This is a genomic window from Hafnia paralvei ATCC 29927 (genome assembly GCF_001655005.1).
Lineage (GTDB): Bacteria > Pseudomonadota > Gammaproteobacteria > Enterobacterales > Enterobacteriaceae > Hafnia > Hafnia paralvei.
Window position 1 is genome coordinate 277,436 of sequence record NZ_LXET01000054.1, and the last position, 15,667, is coordinate 293,102.

General features: G+C 43.7%; 14 protein-coding genes. 9 read left to right on the top strand and 5 right to left on the bottom strand.

Annotation, left to right across the window (positions count from 1 at the left end):
• Positions 1-117 precede the first annotated feature (117 nt).
• Complete coding sequence (locus M988_RS18485; protein ID WP_039187784.1) at positions 118-1,527, top strand: aminotransferase-like domain-containing protein; 1,410 nt, start codon at positions 118-120, stop codon at positions 1,525-1,527.
• Positions 1,528-1,984: 457 nt separating this feature from the next.
• Positions 1,985-3,484, top strand: coding sequence for an inorganic phosphate transporter PitA (pitA, locus tag M988_RS18490; RefSeq protein ID WP_008814785.1), 1,500 nt, complete (start codon positions 1,985-1,987; stop codon positions 3,482-3,484).
• Between the two features lie 129 nt (positions 3,485-3,613).
• Here pitA and M988_RS18495 read toward each other — a convergent pair whose 3' ends face one another.
• Positions 3,614-4,321 carry a nucleoside/nucleotide kinase family protein gene (locus M988_RS18495; RefSeq protein ID WP_064575245.1) on the bottom strand — a complete coding sequence of 236 codons (708 nt, stop codon included), beginning with the start codon at positions 4,319-4,321 and terminating at the stop codon, positions 3,614-3,616.
• A 173-nt stretch (positions 4,322-4,494) separates the two neighbouring features.
• On the opposite strand from M988_RS18495, the gene M988_RS18500 reads away from it, so the two are divergent.
• The 7 genes from M988_RS18500 to lptG all read left to right on the top strand — a co-directional run bounded on the left by M988_RS18500 (position 4,495) and on the right by lptG (position 11,205).
• On the top strand, positions 4,495-5,208 hold the full coding sequence (locus tag M988_RS18500) for a nucleoside/nucleotide kinase family protein (RefSeq protein WP_008814787.1): 714 nt from the start codon (positions 4,495-4,497) through the stop codon (positions 5,206-5,208).
• Between the two features lie 42 nt (positions 5,209-5,250).
• Positions 5,251-5,994, top strand: a complete 744-nt coding sequence (locus tag M988_RS18505) for a nucleoside/nucleotide kinase family protein (protein ID WP_064575247.1) — start codon at positions 5,251-5,253, stop codon at positions 5,992-5,994.
• Between the two features lie 143 nt (positions 5,995-6,137).
• Complete coding sequence (locus M988_RS18510) at positions 6,138-7,469, top strand: lipopolysaccharide biosynthesis protein (RefSeq protein WP_008814789.1); 1,332 nt, start codon at positions 6,138-6,140, stop codon at positions 7,467-7,469.
• A gap of 3 nt (positions 7,470-7,472) precedes the next feature.
• A complete protein-coding gene (locus M988_RS18515) occupies positions 7,473-8,300 on the top strand; it encodes a hypothetical protein (protein ID WP_039187788.1) in 828 nt (275 codons plus the stop codon).
• 68 nt (positions 8,301-8,368) lie between these two features.
• Positions 8,369-8,929, top strand: a complete 561-nt coding sequence (locus M988_RS18520) for a YtfJ family protein (protein WP_064575249.1) — start codon at positions 8,369-8,371, stop codon at positions 8,927-8,929.
• A 129-nt stretch (positions 8,930-9,058) separates the two neighbouring features.
• On the top strand, positions 9,059-10,129 hold the full coding sequence (lptF, locus tag M988_RS18525) for an LPS export ABC transporter permease LptF (protein ID WP_064575251.1): 1,071 nt from the start codon (positions 9,059-9,061) through the stop codon (positions 10,127-10,129).
• Positions 10,126-11,205, top strand: coding sequence for an LPS export ABC transporter permease LptG (gene lptG / locus M988_RS18530; RefSeq protein ID WP_064575253.1), 1,080 nt, complete (start codon positions 10,126-10,128; stop codon positions 11,203-11,205). Before lptF ends, lptG begins: the two co-directional genes overlap by 4 nt.
• Before the next feature lie 76 nt (positions 11,206-11,281).
• Here the strand turns inward: lptG and spt are convergent, their stop codons facing one another.
• From spt to M988_RS18550, 4 genes are read right to left on the bottom strand one after another with little or no spacing between them, the layout of a single operon-like run.
• Positions 11,282-12,454 (bottom strand): serine palmitoyltransferase, encoded by a 1,173-nt coding sequence (spt, locus tag M988_RS18535; protein ID WP_064575255.1) that lies wholly within the window; start codon positions 12,452-12,454, stop codon positions 11,282-11,284.
• Positions 12,441-12,701 carry an acyl carrier protein gene (locus M988_RS18540; protein WP_016361112.1) on the bottom strand — a complete coding sequence of 87 codons (261 nt, stop codon included), beginning with the start codon at positions 12,699-12,701 and terminating at the stop codon, positions 12,441-12,443. Before M988_RS18540 ends, spt begins: the two co-directional genes overlap by 14 nt.
• A gap of 31 nt (positions 12,702-12,732) precedes the next feature.
• Entirely contained in the window at positions 12,733-13,647 is a 915-nt protein-coding gene (locus tag M988_RS18545; protein WP_064575258.1) for an NAD-dependent epimerase/dehydratase family protein, read from the bottom strand.
• Positions 13,644-15,371 carry a fatty acyl-AMP ligase gene (locus M988_RS18550; RefSeq protein ID WP_074388462.1) on the bottom strand — a complete coding sequence of 576 codons (1,728 nt, stop codon included), beginning with the start codon at positions 15,369-15,371 and terminating at the stop codon, positions 13,644-13,646. Before M988_RS18550 ends, M988_RS18545 begins: the two co-directional genes overlap by 4 nt.
• Between the last annotated feature and the right edge of the window lie 296 nt (positions 15,372-15,667).

Genomic DNA, 15,667 nt, shown 5'->3' on the forward strand with positions numbered 1-15,667 from the left:
ATAACAGTTTGATTTGGATCATGGCGTAGCCAACATGCGTTGTACCTTTCATAGGCAGTTTACATGAACGTTGAAGGGCGGAAATCGTGGGATGACGAGGCTTAATCAGGGGGCTGAGTGGCAAAATACGAAGATTTGGTGAAACGAATTCGTGGACAGATCACCGCTGAAATCTGGCAGGTCGGTGATAAGTTACCTTCTTTGCGCGAGCAGGTGGTGCATTCCGGACTCAGCCTGATGACTGTTATGCATGCCTATCAGATTCTGGAAAGTCAGGGGTGGATCGTTTCACGTCCACAGTCTGGTTATTACGTAGCACCACAGGCCAAATTTTTAACCCCGTCGCCCAGCCATGAACCGTTGCAGCGAGCTGAAGCCGTTGACATCAACGCGTTTATTTTTGATGTGCTACAGGCTAGTCGTGACTCGGCGATCGTACCTTTTGGCTCGGCATACCCTGACCCAACGTTGTTTCCTCGCCAGCAAATCAGTAAGTCGCTGACTACCGTAGCGCGTGCGATGACGACCCTAAGCGCCACCGATAATCTTCCTCCCGGAAATGAAGATCTGCGTAAGATCTTAGCTAAACGCTACGCTATGCAAGGTATTCGCATCGATCCTGAAGAGATCGTGATCACCGCTGGTGCGCTGGAGTCTTTGAATTTAAGTCTACAGGCGGTAACACAGCCGGGAGATTGGGTTATCGTAGAAAACCCCTGTTTCTATGGTGCGTTACAAGCGTTAGAGCGTTTGCGCTTAAAAGCGTTATCCATCGCGGCACACCCTGAGTTTGGGATTGATTTGGCGGCACTGGAACAGGCGTTAAAAACCTATCAAGTACGTGCCTGCTGGCTGATGACCAATATTCAAAATCCGCTTGGGTGTACGCTCTCGGTGGAGAAAAAACAGAAGTTGGTGGCGTTATTGCAAAAATATGATGTCTATCTTATCGAAGATGATGTTTACGGTGAGCTCTATGCGGGGGGAGAAAAACCGCTTCCGGCCAAAGCGTTTGATGACAGTGGAATGACGATGCACTGTTCTTCATTCTCCAAAAGCTTGGTTGCCGGTTTTCGAGTGGGATGGGTGGCCGCAGGAAGAATGGCGAGAAAAATCCAGCAGCTACAGCTGATGAGCACGCTTTCGACTAGCGCACCGATGCAGCTCGCGTTGGCCAACTATTTAGCTACCCGCAGTTATGACAGTCATCTGCGTCGCTTAAGGCGGGTGATGGAACAACGTAAGTATGCGGCGTGGCAGTCGCTACGCGCGCATTTGCCTGCTGGTGTGAATATTAATTACTCTCATGGCGGCTATTTTTTGTGGATCGAACTGCCTGCGAACGTTAATGCGACGGAGCTTTATCATCGTGCTTTGCAGGAAAAGATCAGCATTGCTCCCGGACAGATGTTTTCAGCTAGCAACCAGTACACTAACTATTTTCGCTTTAATGTTTCCCATGAATGGACGGATAAAAGTGAAAAGGCAGTGCAAAGGCTGTCTGCTATTGTGCGTGAGATGATGTGAATTTTATACAAGGTGGTCATCTGCTATATCATCATCTTGAGTGACGTCTTTCCGAAGAGTAGTTCACAAGGTCGAGATATTCATATTTGTTTTATGTATGTATTGAAGTTTTAAAAAAAATAACATGTATTAATTTAACTAATTTATAATGAATTAGATACATGCATAATAAAAACGTTTATGAAGAAAAGAAGTGGGGGGGATGACAAGGCGACCTTCTCTTTTGTAAATATTTATTATTTCTTTGCCATTTGAATTCTTTCAATAATAAGTTTCAATCACAACCTGTAATTAATAATCACGGTAAATTATTAAGGCAAATTACATTAAATATTTATCTGCTTAATCAAGGATGAATGAGCACTATATTGTCGAAAAGTTTTATTTCACTTTGCCGTATCAACAAAGTCACCGATAATACCGCAAGTCGTATTCTCAAAATGGCGTAATAACCCATATGCTAAATTTATTTACTGGTCTGGATTTATATACCGGGCTTGTGTTATTGCTTGCTCTAGCTTTTGTGCTTTTTTACGAAGCAATTAACGGTTTTCATGATACCGCTAATGCGGTGGCAACGGTCATCTATACCCGAGCTATGCGTCCTCAGCTAGCCGTTGTCATGGCCGCGGTTTTCAACTTTTTTGGTGTTTTGCTGGGCGGACTGAGCGTTGCCTATGCCATCGTGCATATGTTGCCAACAGATTTACTGCTTAATATGGGGTCCTCACATGGCCTTGCCATGGTGTTCTCAATGTTGCTAGCGGCGATTATCTGGAACTTGGGTACTTGGTATTTCGGTTTACCCGCATCCAGCTCTCATACATTGATAGGTGCGATTATTGGTATCGGTTTAACAAATGCACTAATGACCGGTACATCGGTGATCGATGCGCTGAATATCCCTAAAGTGATAGATATTTTTGCCTCTCTGATAGTTTCTCCTATTGTTGGATTAGTATGCGCTGGAGGCTTGATTTTCTTGCTACGCCGTTACTGGAGCGGAACTAAAAAGCGCGATCGTATCCACCGCGTCCCTGCTGAGCGTAAAAAGAAAGGGGGAAAGAAAAAACCACCGTTCTGGACGCGTATTGCACTGATCCTTTCTGCTGCCGGTGTGGCATTCTCTCACGGTGCTAACGACGGTCAGAAAGGTATCGGCCTGATCATGCTTGTGTTAGTTGGCATAGCCCCGGCGGGTTTTGTGGTAAACATGAATGCCTCTGGCTATGAAATCACTCGGACTCGTGATGCTATCGGCAATCTTGAGGTTTATTTCCAACAGCATCAGGATCAGTTGAAGTTAGTCACTGATATGGAGCAGCCCCTTCCATCTGCAACACCGGTTGGAACCCAGCCGACGGAGTTCCATTGCCACCCTGCAAACACGGTTGATGCGCTTAATCGTGTAAAGATGATGCTGTCTGGCAATATGGATAACTACAGCAAATTAAGCATAGCTCAGCGCAGTCAGCTACGTCGCATTATGCTGTGTATCTCTGATACGGCGGATAAAGTGGCGAAGCTGCCAAACATGAGCCGCGATGACCAGCAGTTACTGAAAAAACTGAGAACGGACATACTGAACACGATTGAATATGCGCCAATCTGGATCATTATGGCCGTCGCGCTGGCGCTGGGAATGGGTACGATGATCGGATGGAAACGTGTAGCAACGACCATCGGTGAGAAGATTGGCAAGAAAGGGATGACTTATGCTCAAGGGATGTCTGCGCAAATAACAGCCGCGGTCTCCATTGGCCTTGCAAGCTACGCAGGTATGCCAGTGTCCACGACCCATGTCTTATCCTCTGCGGTAGCAGGAACCATGATTGTTGACGGTGGGGGCTTGCAGAGAAAAACGGTGACTAGCATTTTGATGGCATGGGTATTCACTCTACCAGCGGCGATTCTTCTGTCTGGGGCATTATTCTGGGTTGCCCTACAGTTTACCTAAGCCGTAGCGGGTAAAAGTGGCCAGATAGGTTGAAATATCTTGGTGTTTATAAATAATCGCCCAGTTCAAGCGACTGGGCGTTAGTGTGTTGCTCTCTCATTGTAACGATACAGACTGATTGGAAATCGATTAGCTATTTTCAATACAACGATAGCCGCGAGCTTCCATAAAGCTTGTAATGGCCTTTTCTGCATCAATAAGTACTTCATCCAGTGGCTTATTAGCATCAATATCAACGAGTTGAGAACCATCAAACGTCAGTTGTGGCGTGATAGCAATTTTTTTTGCTAGAGCCTCTCTGCGGTGATCGGGCTTACGGGCACATGCAACATCAAGATCAACGTTTAGCTTGATCACTAAATCGGGTTTATGGTTGGCCATCCAGCTAAATGATGAACGTTCTAGACCCGCCAGCCATAAAACAAAGCGGCTACCCGTTACATTGGCAGGAAAAACGGTACCATCATAAGCACCAGGAATTTGTATCTGAGGGTAACGATCGGCTAATACAATTAACCCACGGCGATGGCATGCCAACATGCGACGAAAACGTAATAGCCGACGGAGAACAAAAGACATAATGACTAAGGCCGGAACGGGGCCCGGAAGTTTTTTAGCACTTTTGACCTTATTATGCTTAATAGTTTTGTTTAGTGCCTTTCCCATTAATGGTAGTTTTACAACGGCACGCTCTACATTCCCGGCTTGTTTCCCTAGATGTATTCTTACTGCTGGCCCATATTTTTGTACGCAGTTAATTAAGTGTTCACAAACCGTTGACTTGCCAGAACCATCACTGCCAATAACGGCTATGATTGGAATATTTATTGGCTGCATAAATGTATCCTGTATTTAAAATGCTTGAGGGTAATGTTTTATTATTAATATATTTACAATAATGTTTTTATTAAAAATAAAGCCACAATTAGTCATTGTCACAACTATGATGAGCATATATTCTGAGCACTCAATCGGTAATATACAATAACTTCTTTGATACTGGATTTTTCGTGAGTCAACAGAATACTCCAATTATTAATCACACTTTTGTTCGCGTGATAGCTATTGTTGGTTGTGATGGTTCAGGTAAATCGACCTTAGCAGCCAACCTAGTAAATAATCTCGCTTCGCAAATACCCACCGAACTGTTTTATCTTGGACAGTCATCGGGGCGTATTGGTGAATGGATTGGGCGTTTGCCTATTATTGGGATTTCTTTTAGCCGCTATTTACGGGCAAAAGCTGATTGTGTTCATGAACGTCCGTCCGCGCCGCCAGGTAATGCCACCACACTGGTTATTTACTTACTTTCCTATTGGCGGGCGTATAAGTTCCGAAAAATGCTGGCGAGAAGCCAACAAGGGCACTTACTCATTACCGATCGTTATCCCCAGGTAGAAGTCCCTGGGTTTCGCTTTGATGGTCCGCAATTAGCAAAAACGGCAGGTGGCAATTGGTGGGTTCGAACGCTGAGAAAACGTGAGCTTAAGCTGTATCACTGGATGGCTTCCTTTCAGCCTTTATTGTTGATCCGGTTGGATATTGATGAACAAACGGCGTTTTCTCGTAAGCCTGACCATAAGCTTGCTGTTTTGCATGAGAAAGTCGTTGTCACACCACACCTTACGTTTAATGGTGCGAAGATCCTTGAATTGGATGGACGAGAACCAGCGGACACAATCCTTAACAAGTCGCTAAGTACGATTCGAGCCTCTCTTTTGTAATCACAAAATCAGGTTTGCGATTACCTTTTAAGACTGAATGATATGCAGACAGATAAATTAAATGAAGCGCTACCTGAGTATATTCCAGGGCTTATTGCCGTTGTGGGTTGTGATGGTACCGGCAAGTCCACACTCACTGCCGATTTGGTAAAACAGCTGAAAAAACACTGGGTAACAGAACGTCGTTATCTGGGGCTCGTCTCTGGAGAAGATGGCGATAAGATTAAACGCTTACCCTTGGTTGGCGTATGGCTTGAGCGGCGTCTGGCGACCAAATCTTCAAAGACACAGAGCATGAGTACTAAGTCTCCTGCTCTTTGGGCTGCACTGATTATGTTCGGGTTTTCTTTGCGCCGTAGGGCAAATTTGCGTAAGGCTATATGCTTGGCACAAAGTGGCGTTTTAGTGATTAGCGATCGCTATCCACAGGCTGACGTTTCAGGTTTTCACTACGATGGGCCAGGCATTGGCGTAGAACGCGTAGAGGAGGGCGTTAAGCGTCATCTAGCTGAACGTGAGCGCCTGTTGTATCAGCAAATGGCTCTCTTACGCCCCGAATTAATTATTCGCCTTGATATTGATATTGATACTGCATTTTCCCGCAAGCCTGATCACGATTATGAGGAGCTGCGCGATAAAATCGCTATCATGACTAAGATTGGTTACAACGGCTCCAGAGTTCTCGAACTGGATTCAAGGGCCCCATACTGCGAGGTGCTAGATAAAGCACTAGAGGCAGTATCTTCAATTGCAATAGCCTCTCAGCGTAGGAGTACCACCATCTAAATAATGGTATTAAGCCGTTTTGGCTTGAGTCTAAATATTAAGATGAAGACAAATTCAGGTGGCAAATATTATTTTGTCTAATTATATATTGGATGAGCTAAGCCTTGCTGAGTGATTAATAACTTATTTAGCTGGTTTTTACCATGAAACATTGGTTTTCTGATGGAACTTTTCGCACTATTATACGTAACAGTGCCTATTTAGGCTCCAGTAATGTGGTGAGTGCCTTACTTGGTTTGATAGCACTTTCTTGTGCCGGTAAGGGTATGACTCCAGCAATGTTTGGGGTGCTTGTTATTATTCAATCGTATACCAAAGCGATTAGTGATTTTATCAAGTTTCAGACATGGCAATTGGTTGTTCAATATGGTACGCCGGCTTTGGAAAACAATAACCTGCAGCAATTTCGCGATGTGATTTCATTCTCTTTTGGCTTGGATATCGCGAGTGGTGCCGTTGCTGTGATTGGAGGGATGGTACTGCTGCCTTTTATTTCCCACTCCTTAGGGCTTGATTCTGATAGCTTTTGGCTCGCAATGCTTTACTGTACGTTGATTCCTTCCATGGCATCATCTACCCCAACCGGTATCTTAAGAGCGGTAAATCGTTTTGATTTGATTGCTGTTCAGCAGGCAACCAAGCCATTTTTGCGTGCACTCGGAAGCGTAATTGTTTATTTCGGTGATTATGGTTTTGCTGGGTTCATTATTACATGGTATGCATCCAATTTAATCGGTGGAACAATGTATTGGTGGTTTGCAGCGCGTGAATTGCGCCGCAGAAACATCCAAAATGCGTTGAGGCCACGTTTATTTGAGTCCGCTCGCCGTATAAAAGGAGCTTGGAGCTTTGTTTGGGCAACCAACTTCGCACACTCCATTTGGGCTGCTCGAAATTCATGTAGTACAGTTTTAGTGGGGATCATTTTAGGCCCTGCTGCTGCTGGCTTATTTAAGATTGCGATGACGTTCTTTGATGCAACGGGAACGCCGGCTAAATTGCTTGAAAAGAGTTTTTATCCCGAAGTAATGCGCTTAGATCCGCGCACTAAGACACCATGGCTGTTAGGGATAAAATCGGCACTGCTAGCGGGGGGGATTGGGATTATTGTTGCACTTGCAATTTTGGTTACAGGTGGACACTTAATTTCACTCGTTTTTGGTGCTAAATATCTTCAGGCATATGATCTGATACAGGTTATGCTGGGGGCTATTGTTATTTCAATGTTGGGCTTTCCTCAGGAATCGTTGTTGCTTATGGCGGGTAAGCAGCGAGCTTTCTTAGCAGCACAAACTGTGGCCTCTTTCTCCTATGTTGTACTCCTTGTGGTGTTGTCACATATGTTTGGCGTAATAGGGGCGGCTTTTGCTTATTTTGCGGGACAATGTTTGGACGTGCTGTTGTCTCTTATCCCGACGTTACAAGCATATTGCAACCGCCATTTACTTAGGTTTAACGCAGTTAGGGGAGAATAATAAATGGCCAATAAAAAGTTCTCACCTGAGGTTATAGAGCGTTTATTTACTGCGGTAGAGGAAGATGACGTCGTTGATTCACATGCTAGTTTGCCGCAGATTGTTGATTTGCAATGCTCTCAGGAAGTGATTAAGAACAATTATGCATTATGCCTGCAGTTTTGGGAGGATGGTGTCACGCGTAAGGACTTGCTGCGCCTGATTCTTAATCAACTAAAGAACGGTGAGTTATCTGAAAAAGAACAGAAGCAGTACAAATATATTCGCGCACGCTACAAGCATTTACGTTTTGCCCAACAACTTTATAGAAAGAAACATCAGTCAGGCTTTTTATTTAGCAAGATGACCGTATTTCTCGGGCGTTTTCAAGATGGATTTCGTAATAAACAGAAGGATATTATTACATTTTACGGGAAAGTATTACGGGTCTATCATTTAAACGCACCTGTCTGGATTTTCGTGCATTGCTCTTTACGTCATAGCCAATTAGATACAGCGGATGGTTTTATTCTTTATTGCCAAGAGCAAATGAAGACATTACAAAAATTGGTAGCTAAACCGCAGTTAACTGGAGAGGAGTTTCATGATGTGCGGAAAATTATTAGTCGGTTGGTGTCTTATTATGACACCTTAAGAACTATTAATCCGAATAATCAGGATGCGCTACAGATTTCCAGATTCTTAGCCGCTATTAATGGTTTGATGGGGGACAGACATGATGAAATGGTGGCTGATGATATGGAGAATCTAAAGTCTTATGATGCTCCTTCCGTTTTAGATTGTGATCTTCGAGCGCGGTTAGAGCTTCTTCTCTCTCGTTACCCATTGTAAAAAAATTTTTCATCATATTATATTTAATGAAGATCAGGGCGTTCGAACGCAAGAATAAAGGATGCATTATGGCGTTGCGTAGATTACTGATCGCCTCACTCCTGTTATGTCCGCTCTGGGTATCAGCGCATAATTTTGTTATTGATAAGCCAGTTTTGCCAATCAATATTACCGATCGCGGCGAGTTACTGCTGAATAATGATGACGTTAGCTATAAATGTTGGAGTAGTATTGAACTTGTGGGAAAAGTTCGCGTGGTACAGTATATCGCTGGGCGTACCTCTGCAAAAAAGAAAAACTCAATGCTGATTAAAGCCATCAAGAACGCGAACTTTCCAAGCGATCGCTTCCAGCCGACGACTATTGTCAATACGGATGATGTGATCTTAGGTTCAGGCTTTTTCGTACTTGGCAAAATTGAAAAAAATAAAAGGCGTTATTCCTGGGCGCAATTTATTATAGATAGTGATGGATTAGGGCGAAAAACGTGGCAGCTTAATGAAGAAAGCTCAACCATTCTAGTTCTGGATAAGTTTGGGCATATTCAGTGGGCTAAAGATGGAAGCTTGACGCCGGAGGAAGTACATCGAGTGCTTTCAATGGTACAGAAACTGATTGATGAAAAGTAAATATTCATTCAGATAATATTTTAAATGGCGCTATAGGCGAATGATTTATTTTGTTTCAGCAATATGCTGAATATTTTTTGTTTAGCCGCGACTAAATATTTTTTAGGCTATGTGGAGTGTTCGTAGTATATGAAATTGATTGAGCATTACATCATGGCCGAAATTCGCCGTTTGGTTGTCATTATTGTTGGCTTTCTTATCTTTATTTTTGCCAGCTATTCAGCTCAGCGGTATTTGACTGAAGCGGCCAATGGTACGTTAGCTCTGGAAGTTGTACTAGATATTGTATTTTACAAGGTATTGATTGCTCTAGAGATGCTGTTACCTGTTGGGCTTTATGTTTCAGTCGGTGTTGCCCTTGGGCAGTTGTATACTGACTCTGAAATTACCGCTATCTCTGCTATCGGAGCTAGTCCGATACGTCTGTATAAAGCAGTTATGTTCCTTGCTATCCCGTTAAGTATATTAGTAACGCTGATGTCTATGTATGCGAGACCTTGGGCTTATGCTCAAATTTATCAGCTGGAGCAACAGTCTCAATCCGAGTTAGATGTCAGTCATTTACGCGCGAAAATGTTTAATATTAATGATAGTGGCCGAATGATTCTGTCTGAAGAAATTAATCCAGACTCTAATCATTTGACTGATGTATTGATTTATACCTCATCAGGAAATAAAACCAGTGTCTATAGAGCTAAAACGGTAGACGTGACCAATCCTTCACCGATAACGCCTTCAGTGATATTGCATTCAGGCACGGGCTATACGTTGAGACATCAAGGCACTGATGACAGCGAACGAGTTTATCGTAATCTCACGTTGGATCTTAAACCGCTCAATCTGAGTGTGGATGCAAAACGTAAAGCAAAATCCGTGATAGCTCTCATTCGTTCCGCTGATCCGGCAGATTATGCAGAGGTGCAATGGAGAGAAAGTCGTGGGGTAAATGCATTTTTAATGGCGCTGTTGGCTATCTCTTTAAGTCGCGTCAAACCACGTCAGGGACGTTTTTCAACGCTGCTTCCACTCACAATATTATTTACTGTTATTTTTTATGGCGGCAATGTTTGCCGGTCACTGGTTGCCAGTGGTTATCTCTCTGTAACTCCAGGGGTATGGTTAGTGCCAATACTTATGTTTATTGGGGTCTTGGTGTTGATAGCTCGTGATTTTTCACTGCTGCAGAAATTATTTCGATGAAAATATTCAGTCGTTACTTAATTCGCAATATTTTTATAGGATTTGCCGCCGCGGCGGGGCTATTAATCCCGCTATTTACGACCTTCAATCTTATGAATGAGCTCGATGACGTCAGTCCTGGAGGATATCATTGGACGCAGGCTGTTGTGGTTGTCTTGATGACATTACCCCGAAGCCTCATTGATCTTGGCCCTTTTATTGCGCTACTTGGCGGGATAGTGGGGCTTGGCCAGCTTTCGAAAAGCATGGAGTTAACGGCAATACGCACTACGGGATTTTCAATCTTTAGGATATCTATAGTGGCATTGTGTGCGGGCCTGATGCTAACCGTATCATTGGGGGCAATCGATGAGTGGATCGCCTCCCCATTAGAGCAGCGCGCGTTGCAAATGAAAAATGCCGCGATTGCTCAAGATGAAAGCAACGATAGTGTGGGAAACATCCTGTGGGCAAGGCAAGGGAATGAATTTGTTACGGTGAAGTCTCTGAGTGAGGATAATCAGCCAGTAGGCGTTGAGATTTTTTACTATCGCCCCGATCGCTCTCTGGAGTCTTATATTTATGCGCAAAAAGCAACCATTCTTGATGGCAATATATGGATGCTGAGTGGCATCAATGAAAAAAGATGGGTAAGCGGGAAAGAAACAGTAGAGACGAAAGAAAGCTTACAGTGGAAATCGATATTTACCGGCATGACTCTGAAAGAATTGACTATGCCGAGTAGTACTTTCTCTATCAAGCAGCTCAACCAATATATTACCTATCTGCAGAATACCGATCAGCCGAGCATTGAATTTAAGATAGCGTTATGGCAAAAGCTAGGACGCGCTATTTTAACTTTAGCCATGATTTTACTGGCAATCCCATTCACCTTTAGCGTTCCGCGTTCACCAGGACTAGGAAGTCGCTTAGCCATTGGTGTCATTGTTGGACTCTTTACTTATATTAGTTACCAAATCGTTGTGAATGTAGGGCTATTGTTTTCCCTTAATGCCGCAATAGTTACGCTTACCCCTCCGTCATTTATTTTAGCTATCGCTTTAGTACTGGTTTATCAATTTGATCAGCGACACTGATACCGCTCTAGAAATTACATAACTTGCTGCTATATCGGCAGGAAAGAACTAGAACGGTACCCTTGTTTACGTCGTATCACTTTTTTAGCTTTGCAAACGCTTGAATAATGTCATCAATCTGTTCGTCAGTATGTGCGGCATTGACGCTGCAACGCAATAACGTGATACCGGCTGGCGCTGCTGGCGGCAGAATCAGGTTAACATAGACCCCTAGGCCTATTAGCTCGCGCCAGATACGTAAGCCATCATCTTTATGCCCAATGATTACTGGCACAACTGGGCTAATATGTGAACCCAGCTCATAGCCAAGTTTCTCTAACCCGGAATACAACCGATGTGAGTTGCTCCACAGCTTTTGGCGGAGTTCTGGGTGTTTTGCAATGGTTTTTAGGACTGAGCGAACAGAGGCAATACACGATGGAGACGGTGATGCAGTAAAAATAAATGGACGACTTGCATAGCGCAGAACGTCCATTGCTTTAGAACCGACGGCAAAGCCTCCAATAGACGCTAAGCTTTTGCTGAATGTCCCTACAATGATATCGACATCCTGCTCGACGCCGACCTCTTCAGCAAGTCCTCTGCCGGTCGCACCCATAACACCAAAAGAATGAGCTTCATCTACGATCAAGTATCCGCCCAGACGTCGTTTGATATCGACAATTTCAGCGAGTGGAGCAACATCGCCCAGCATGCTATAGATGCCTTCAACGATAATGATTGCCTCTCGAGCACGATCACCGAGGCGCATCATCCGGCGTTCAAGATCTTTGGCATCATTGTGACGGAAACGAATAATTTCAGCGCCACCCAGTGTACAAGCATCATAGATGCTGGCATGGCTATCGGCATCTAGCAATACAGCAGAGCCATGACCAGCCAGTGCGCTGATTATCCCCAAATTCGCGGTATAGCCCGTAGAAAAAACAATAGCGCTAGGGCGGTCAAAAAAATCAGCAATCTCATGTTCCAACGCGATATGTGATTCATAGCTACCGTTAGCCATGCGAGAACCGGTTGTTCCCGTTCCCTGAGTGGCTAATGCGTCCTGTCCGTCGGCAATCGCCTGAGCATCAAAGGTTAATCCCAGATAATTATTGGTACCAGCCAGAATGACCTTTTGATTACCAATACGTCCTTCAGTTGCGGAATAAACTTCATCAATACGAGTGCCAAATGGATTTATACCTGATGTACAAAATTGCTCTCGCTCGCTCGCCAGGCGTGAAAATTTATCATAAAGGCCCATTGGTATTCTCCAAATATGGTATTAAGGCTTCTAGTAATTGTGCGGGTGTTTTGACATCCAGCAATATATTGATAGGAATGGAAATATCAAATCTGTCTTCTAACATCATCAGCAGATCCATGACTTTTATAGATTCCAAACCAAGATCGTTAACCAGATCACTGTCAGGTTTTATATCTAATCCGCTTTCGACCATACCCTCTAAGCAGGAGAGGGTATAGTCCATCACTATTTTTCGATTTAACATAGAATTATTGACACACCTATTATCAAGATAATTAAAATAGCCCGCTGCGTAATGCATTCTCTAGACTAATTTTAGGGAACCAATTAATATTTTCGGACAGATGTTTATTACTCGCAGACCAGTCCAAATGTGTTAATTCACGGATTTTGCAACGAGTCAGCATGGGCTCTTTTCCTGCTAAAAAGCCTGTTAGAGTACTAATATCGGCAACGAGTTTGAGTAAAGGCAAAGGGATACCAACTAATCGCACTGAGCCATTACGTACCGTGGCACCGATTTCTTGAATACGCCTCCAGTCATAGCCCTCAGAAACACCATCACATAATTCATAAGAATGAGCCTGTGGCTGCTCGGCCATTAACCATTGGCTAACGGCTTCGGCTAAATCGCTCACATGAAGGAGTGATAGCCGAGTCTCAAGCGCGCCAAATCGTAGAAGAACGCCACGTAACATCCCGCTAAACAAGGGCTTTAACTCTTTATCTCCAGGGCCATAAACCGCAGTAGGACGAAAAATTCCCAGCGAAATACCTGAAGCCATATTTGTTAACTGTTGCTCGGCAACACGTTTAGAGTTTGCATACCAAGATAGTTCAGGATGGCGAGCTGCAAGAGAAGACATAAACAGAAAGCGCTCACAGACTCCGCTTTCTTTGGCAGCCTGCATAAGGCGCAGGCTGCCAGTGACGTTGCATTGAGTGAAGACATTTTCATTGTGCCCGCGGACTTGGCCTGCGCAATGGACTATAAAATTTGCGCTATCAACAAGCTCTGCGAGTGAGTAAGAGTCTTCCAGCGAACCGCGAACCCAACTGATATTGGTACGAGTATCGTTACGTGCAGATCTGGTTAACGCTCGAACATTAAAGCCGTGAGAAAGCAGGTTATTGACAATATGTTGACCTATAAAGCCAGTTCCACCTGTTACTGCCACGATTTTGTTCATTGTGCACAATCAGCCATTTGCATCTGCGGACTCAGTGTATTTGCAAAAGCCGTCAAATAACGTTTTTTGGCCTCTGCCCTAGCCGGTTTACCTGAGGATGTTCGTGGAATACTATGTGGCGGTAATAGTTCTATATCAGCAGAAACACCAAATTCGCTTTGAATCCGAGCCGTGAGTGAATGAACGATTTGCGCGCGACGTTGTTCAGAGCCGACTCTGCACTGGATTTGCAAAATAATTTGTTCCTGCGAGGTAACAAATGCGATTGCATCACCTGAATGAATTTCTGGCTCTTGTTCCGCAATATATTCAATATCCTGAGGCCATATATTGCGACCTCGGATAATAATCAGATCTTTTATACGGCCTGTGACGTATAAATATCCATTTAGCAGATAGCCTAAATCTCCGGTATCCATCCATCCTGTGGATTTAATGTCCCTTTGTGACGCAAGATCTTGGAAATAGCCACTCATTAGGCTAGGGCCAGATATATAGATATGGCCAATTTCTTGCTCAGGTAGAGGCATACCAATTTCATTTCGAATTTCAATCAGGTGACCTGGAAGCGCTTTACCGCAGTTCACGAAAGTAGAAACTGCTCGGGTTCCTTTAGTTGGTGCAACGGCTCTGCCCTGATTCTCTAAAATATCACGGTCAACTTCGTTTATCTGAGTACCTATTGCCTCTTCGCCAAAGCTAACTGCAAGCGCATTCTCAGCGAGGCCATAGCATGGCATAAAGGCCTTGCTGTCAAAATGTGCCTTACTAAAACATTCGCCAAATTGATTTAGCTGCTCGGCAGAAATAGGTTCAGCGCCAACCCCAGCTACGCGCCAGCAGGAGAGATCAAGTTCAGCAAGATCTTTATCATTTACGCGGCGCAGGCATAAATTGTATCCGAAAGGTGGTGCCACGGAGACGGTACAGCGGTTTTTACTAATTAGTTTCAGCCACTGCATTGGTCGCATAGCAAAATCTTGAGTGCTCAAATAGTCAACGGACAGTTGAGTTGCCATTGGGGTCAATAGAAAACCGACTAATCCCATATCGTGATAGAACGGTAGCCATGATATGCAACGATCACCGTCACGCAATTTGATACCGTCATGACTTATAGCACGCAGATTAGCCATGACTTCGCGGTGAGTAATTATTACCCCACGCGGAAAACGCGTACTGCCTGAAGTATATTGGAGGTAGGCAATATCATCTGGTGACGGTAGCTGTAACTCAATATCCATTTCAGGTAACGCATTAAAATCTTCGTTACTGAGAATATGGATCGTGGGTGAATCAATATTGACAACGTTAATGAGTGATAGCCATTCATTGCTACTGATTATTGCAGCAGGTTTACAGCTCGCTAATAAGCCTTGAAGTTTAGCTGTATAAGAGTCTCTTTGTCCCACCCCCATAGGAATGGCAAGAGGCACAGCAACTAAGCCGGCATACTGGCAGGAGAAAAAAGCTTCGACGAAACCAACACTTGTTTCGGCAATTATAGCGACGCGATCCCCTTTGTTTAGGTTTAAGGACAGCAACCGCCGTGCTCCTGCAATCGCTTTTGATTGTAGGTCGCGATATTCCAATACGGCTTCAAGTTGATTACGGCGATCATAAAAATTCATTCCTGCACTTCCTTGTGCGGCATAGTCCAAAGCTTCCACCAGAGTTGGAAAGTCTGCATAGCGCATAGGATGAGTCGAGATTCTATTGGACATACTACACCATGAGAATGTTTTAATTTAAAGTCATTGGATAATAAAAAACTAACTTCTAGTAAGAGTATAATGTAAATTATATAACCGTTTAGGTATAGAGTTGTTTTTCTAATTTCATTATTTTTTGTAAGGAATATCTTTTATTGTAATAATGGGTTTCTGATATATCGGTAATGTTGTTAATTAATGGGTAATATTCTCCATGTGAATGATTTATATTTATCATAGGGACTTATAAGTTATTAATTAAGTGAATGGTTCCTTATTTAGAAATGCTTTCTCAGAGATTGTAACAG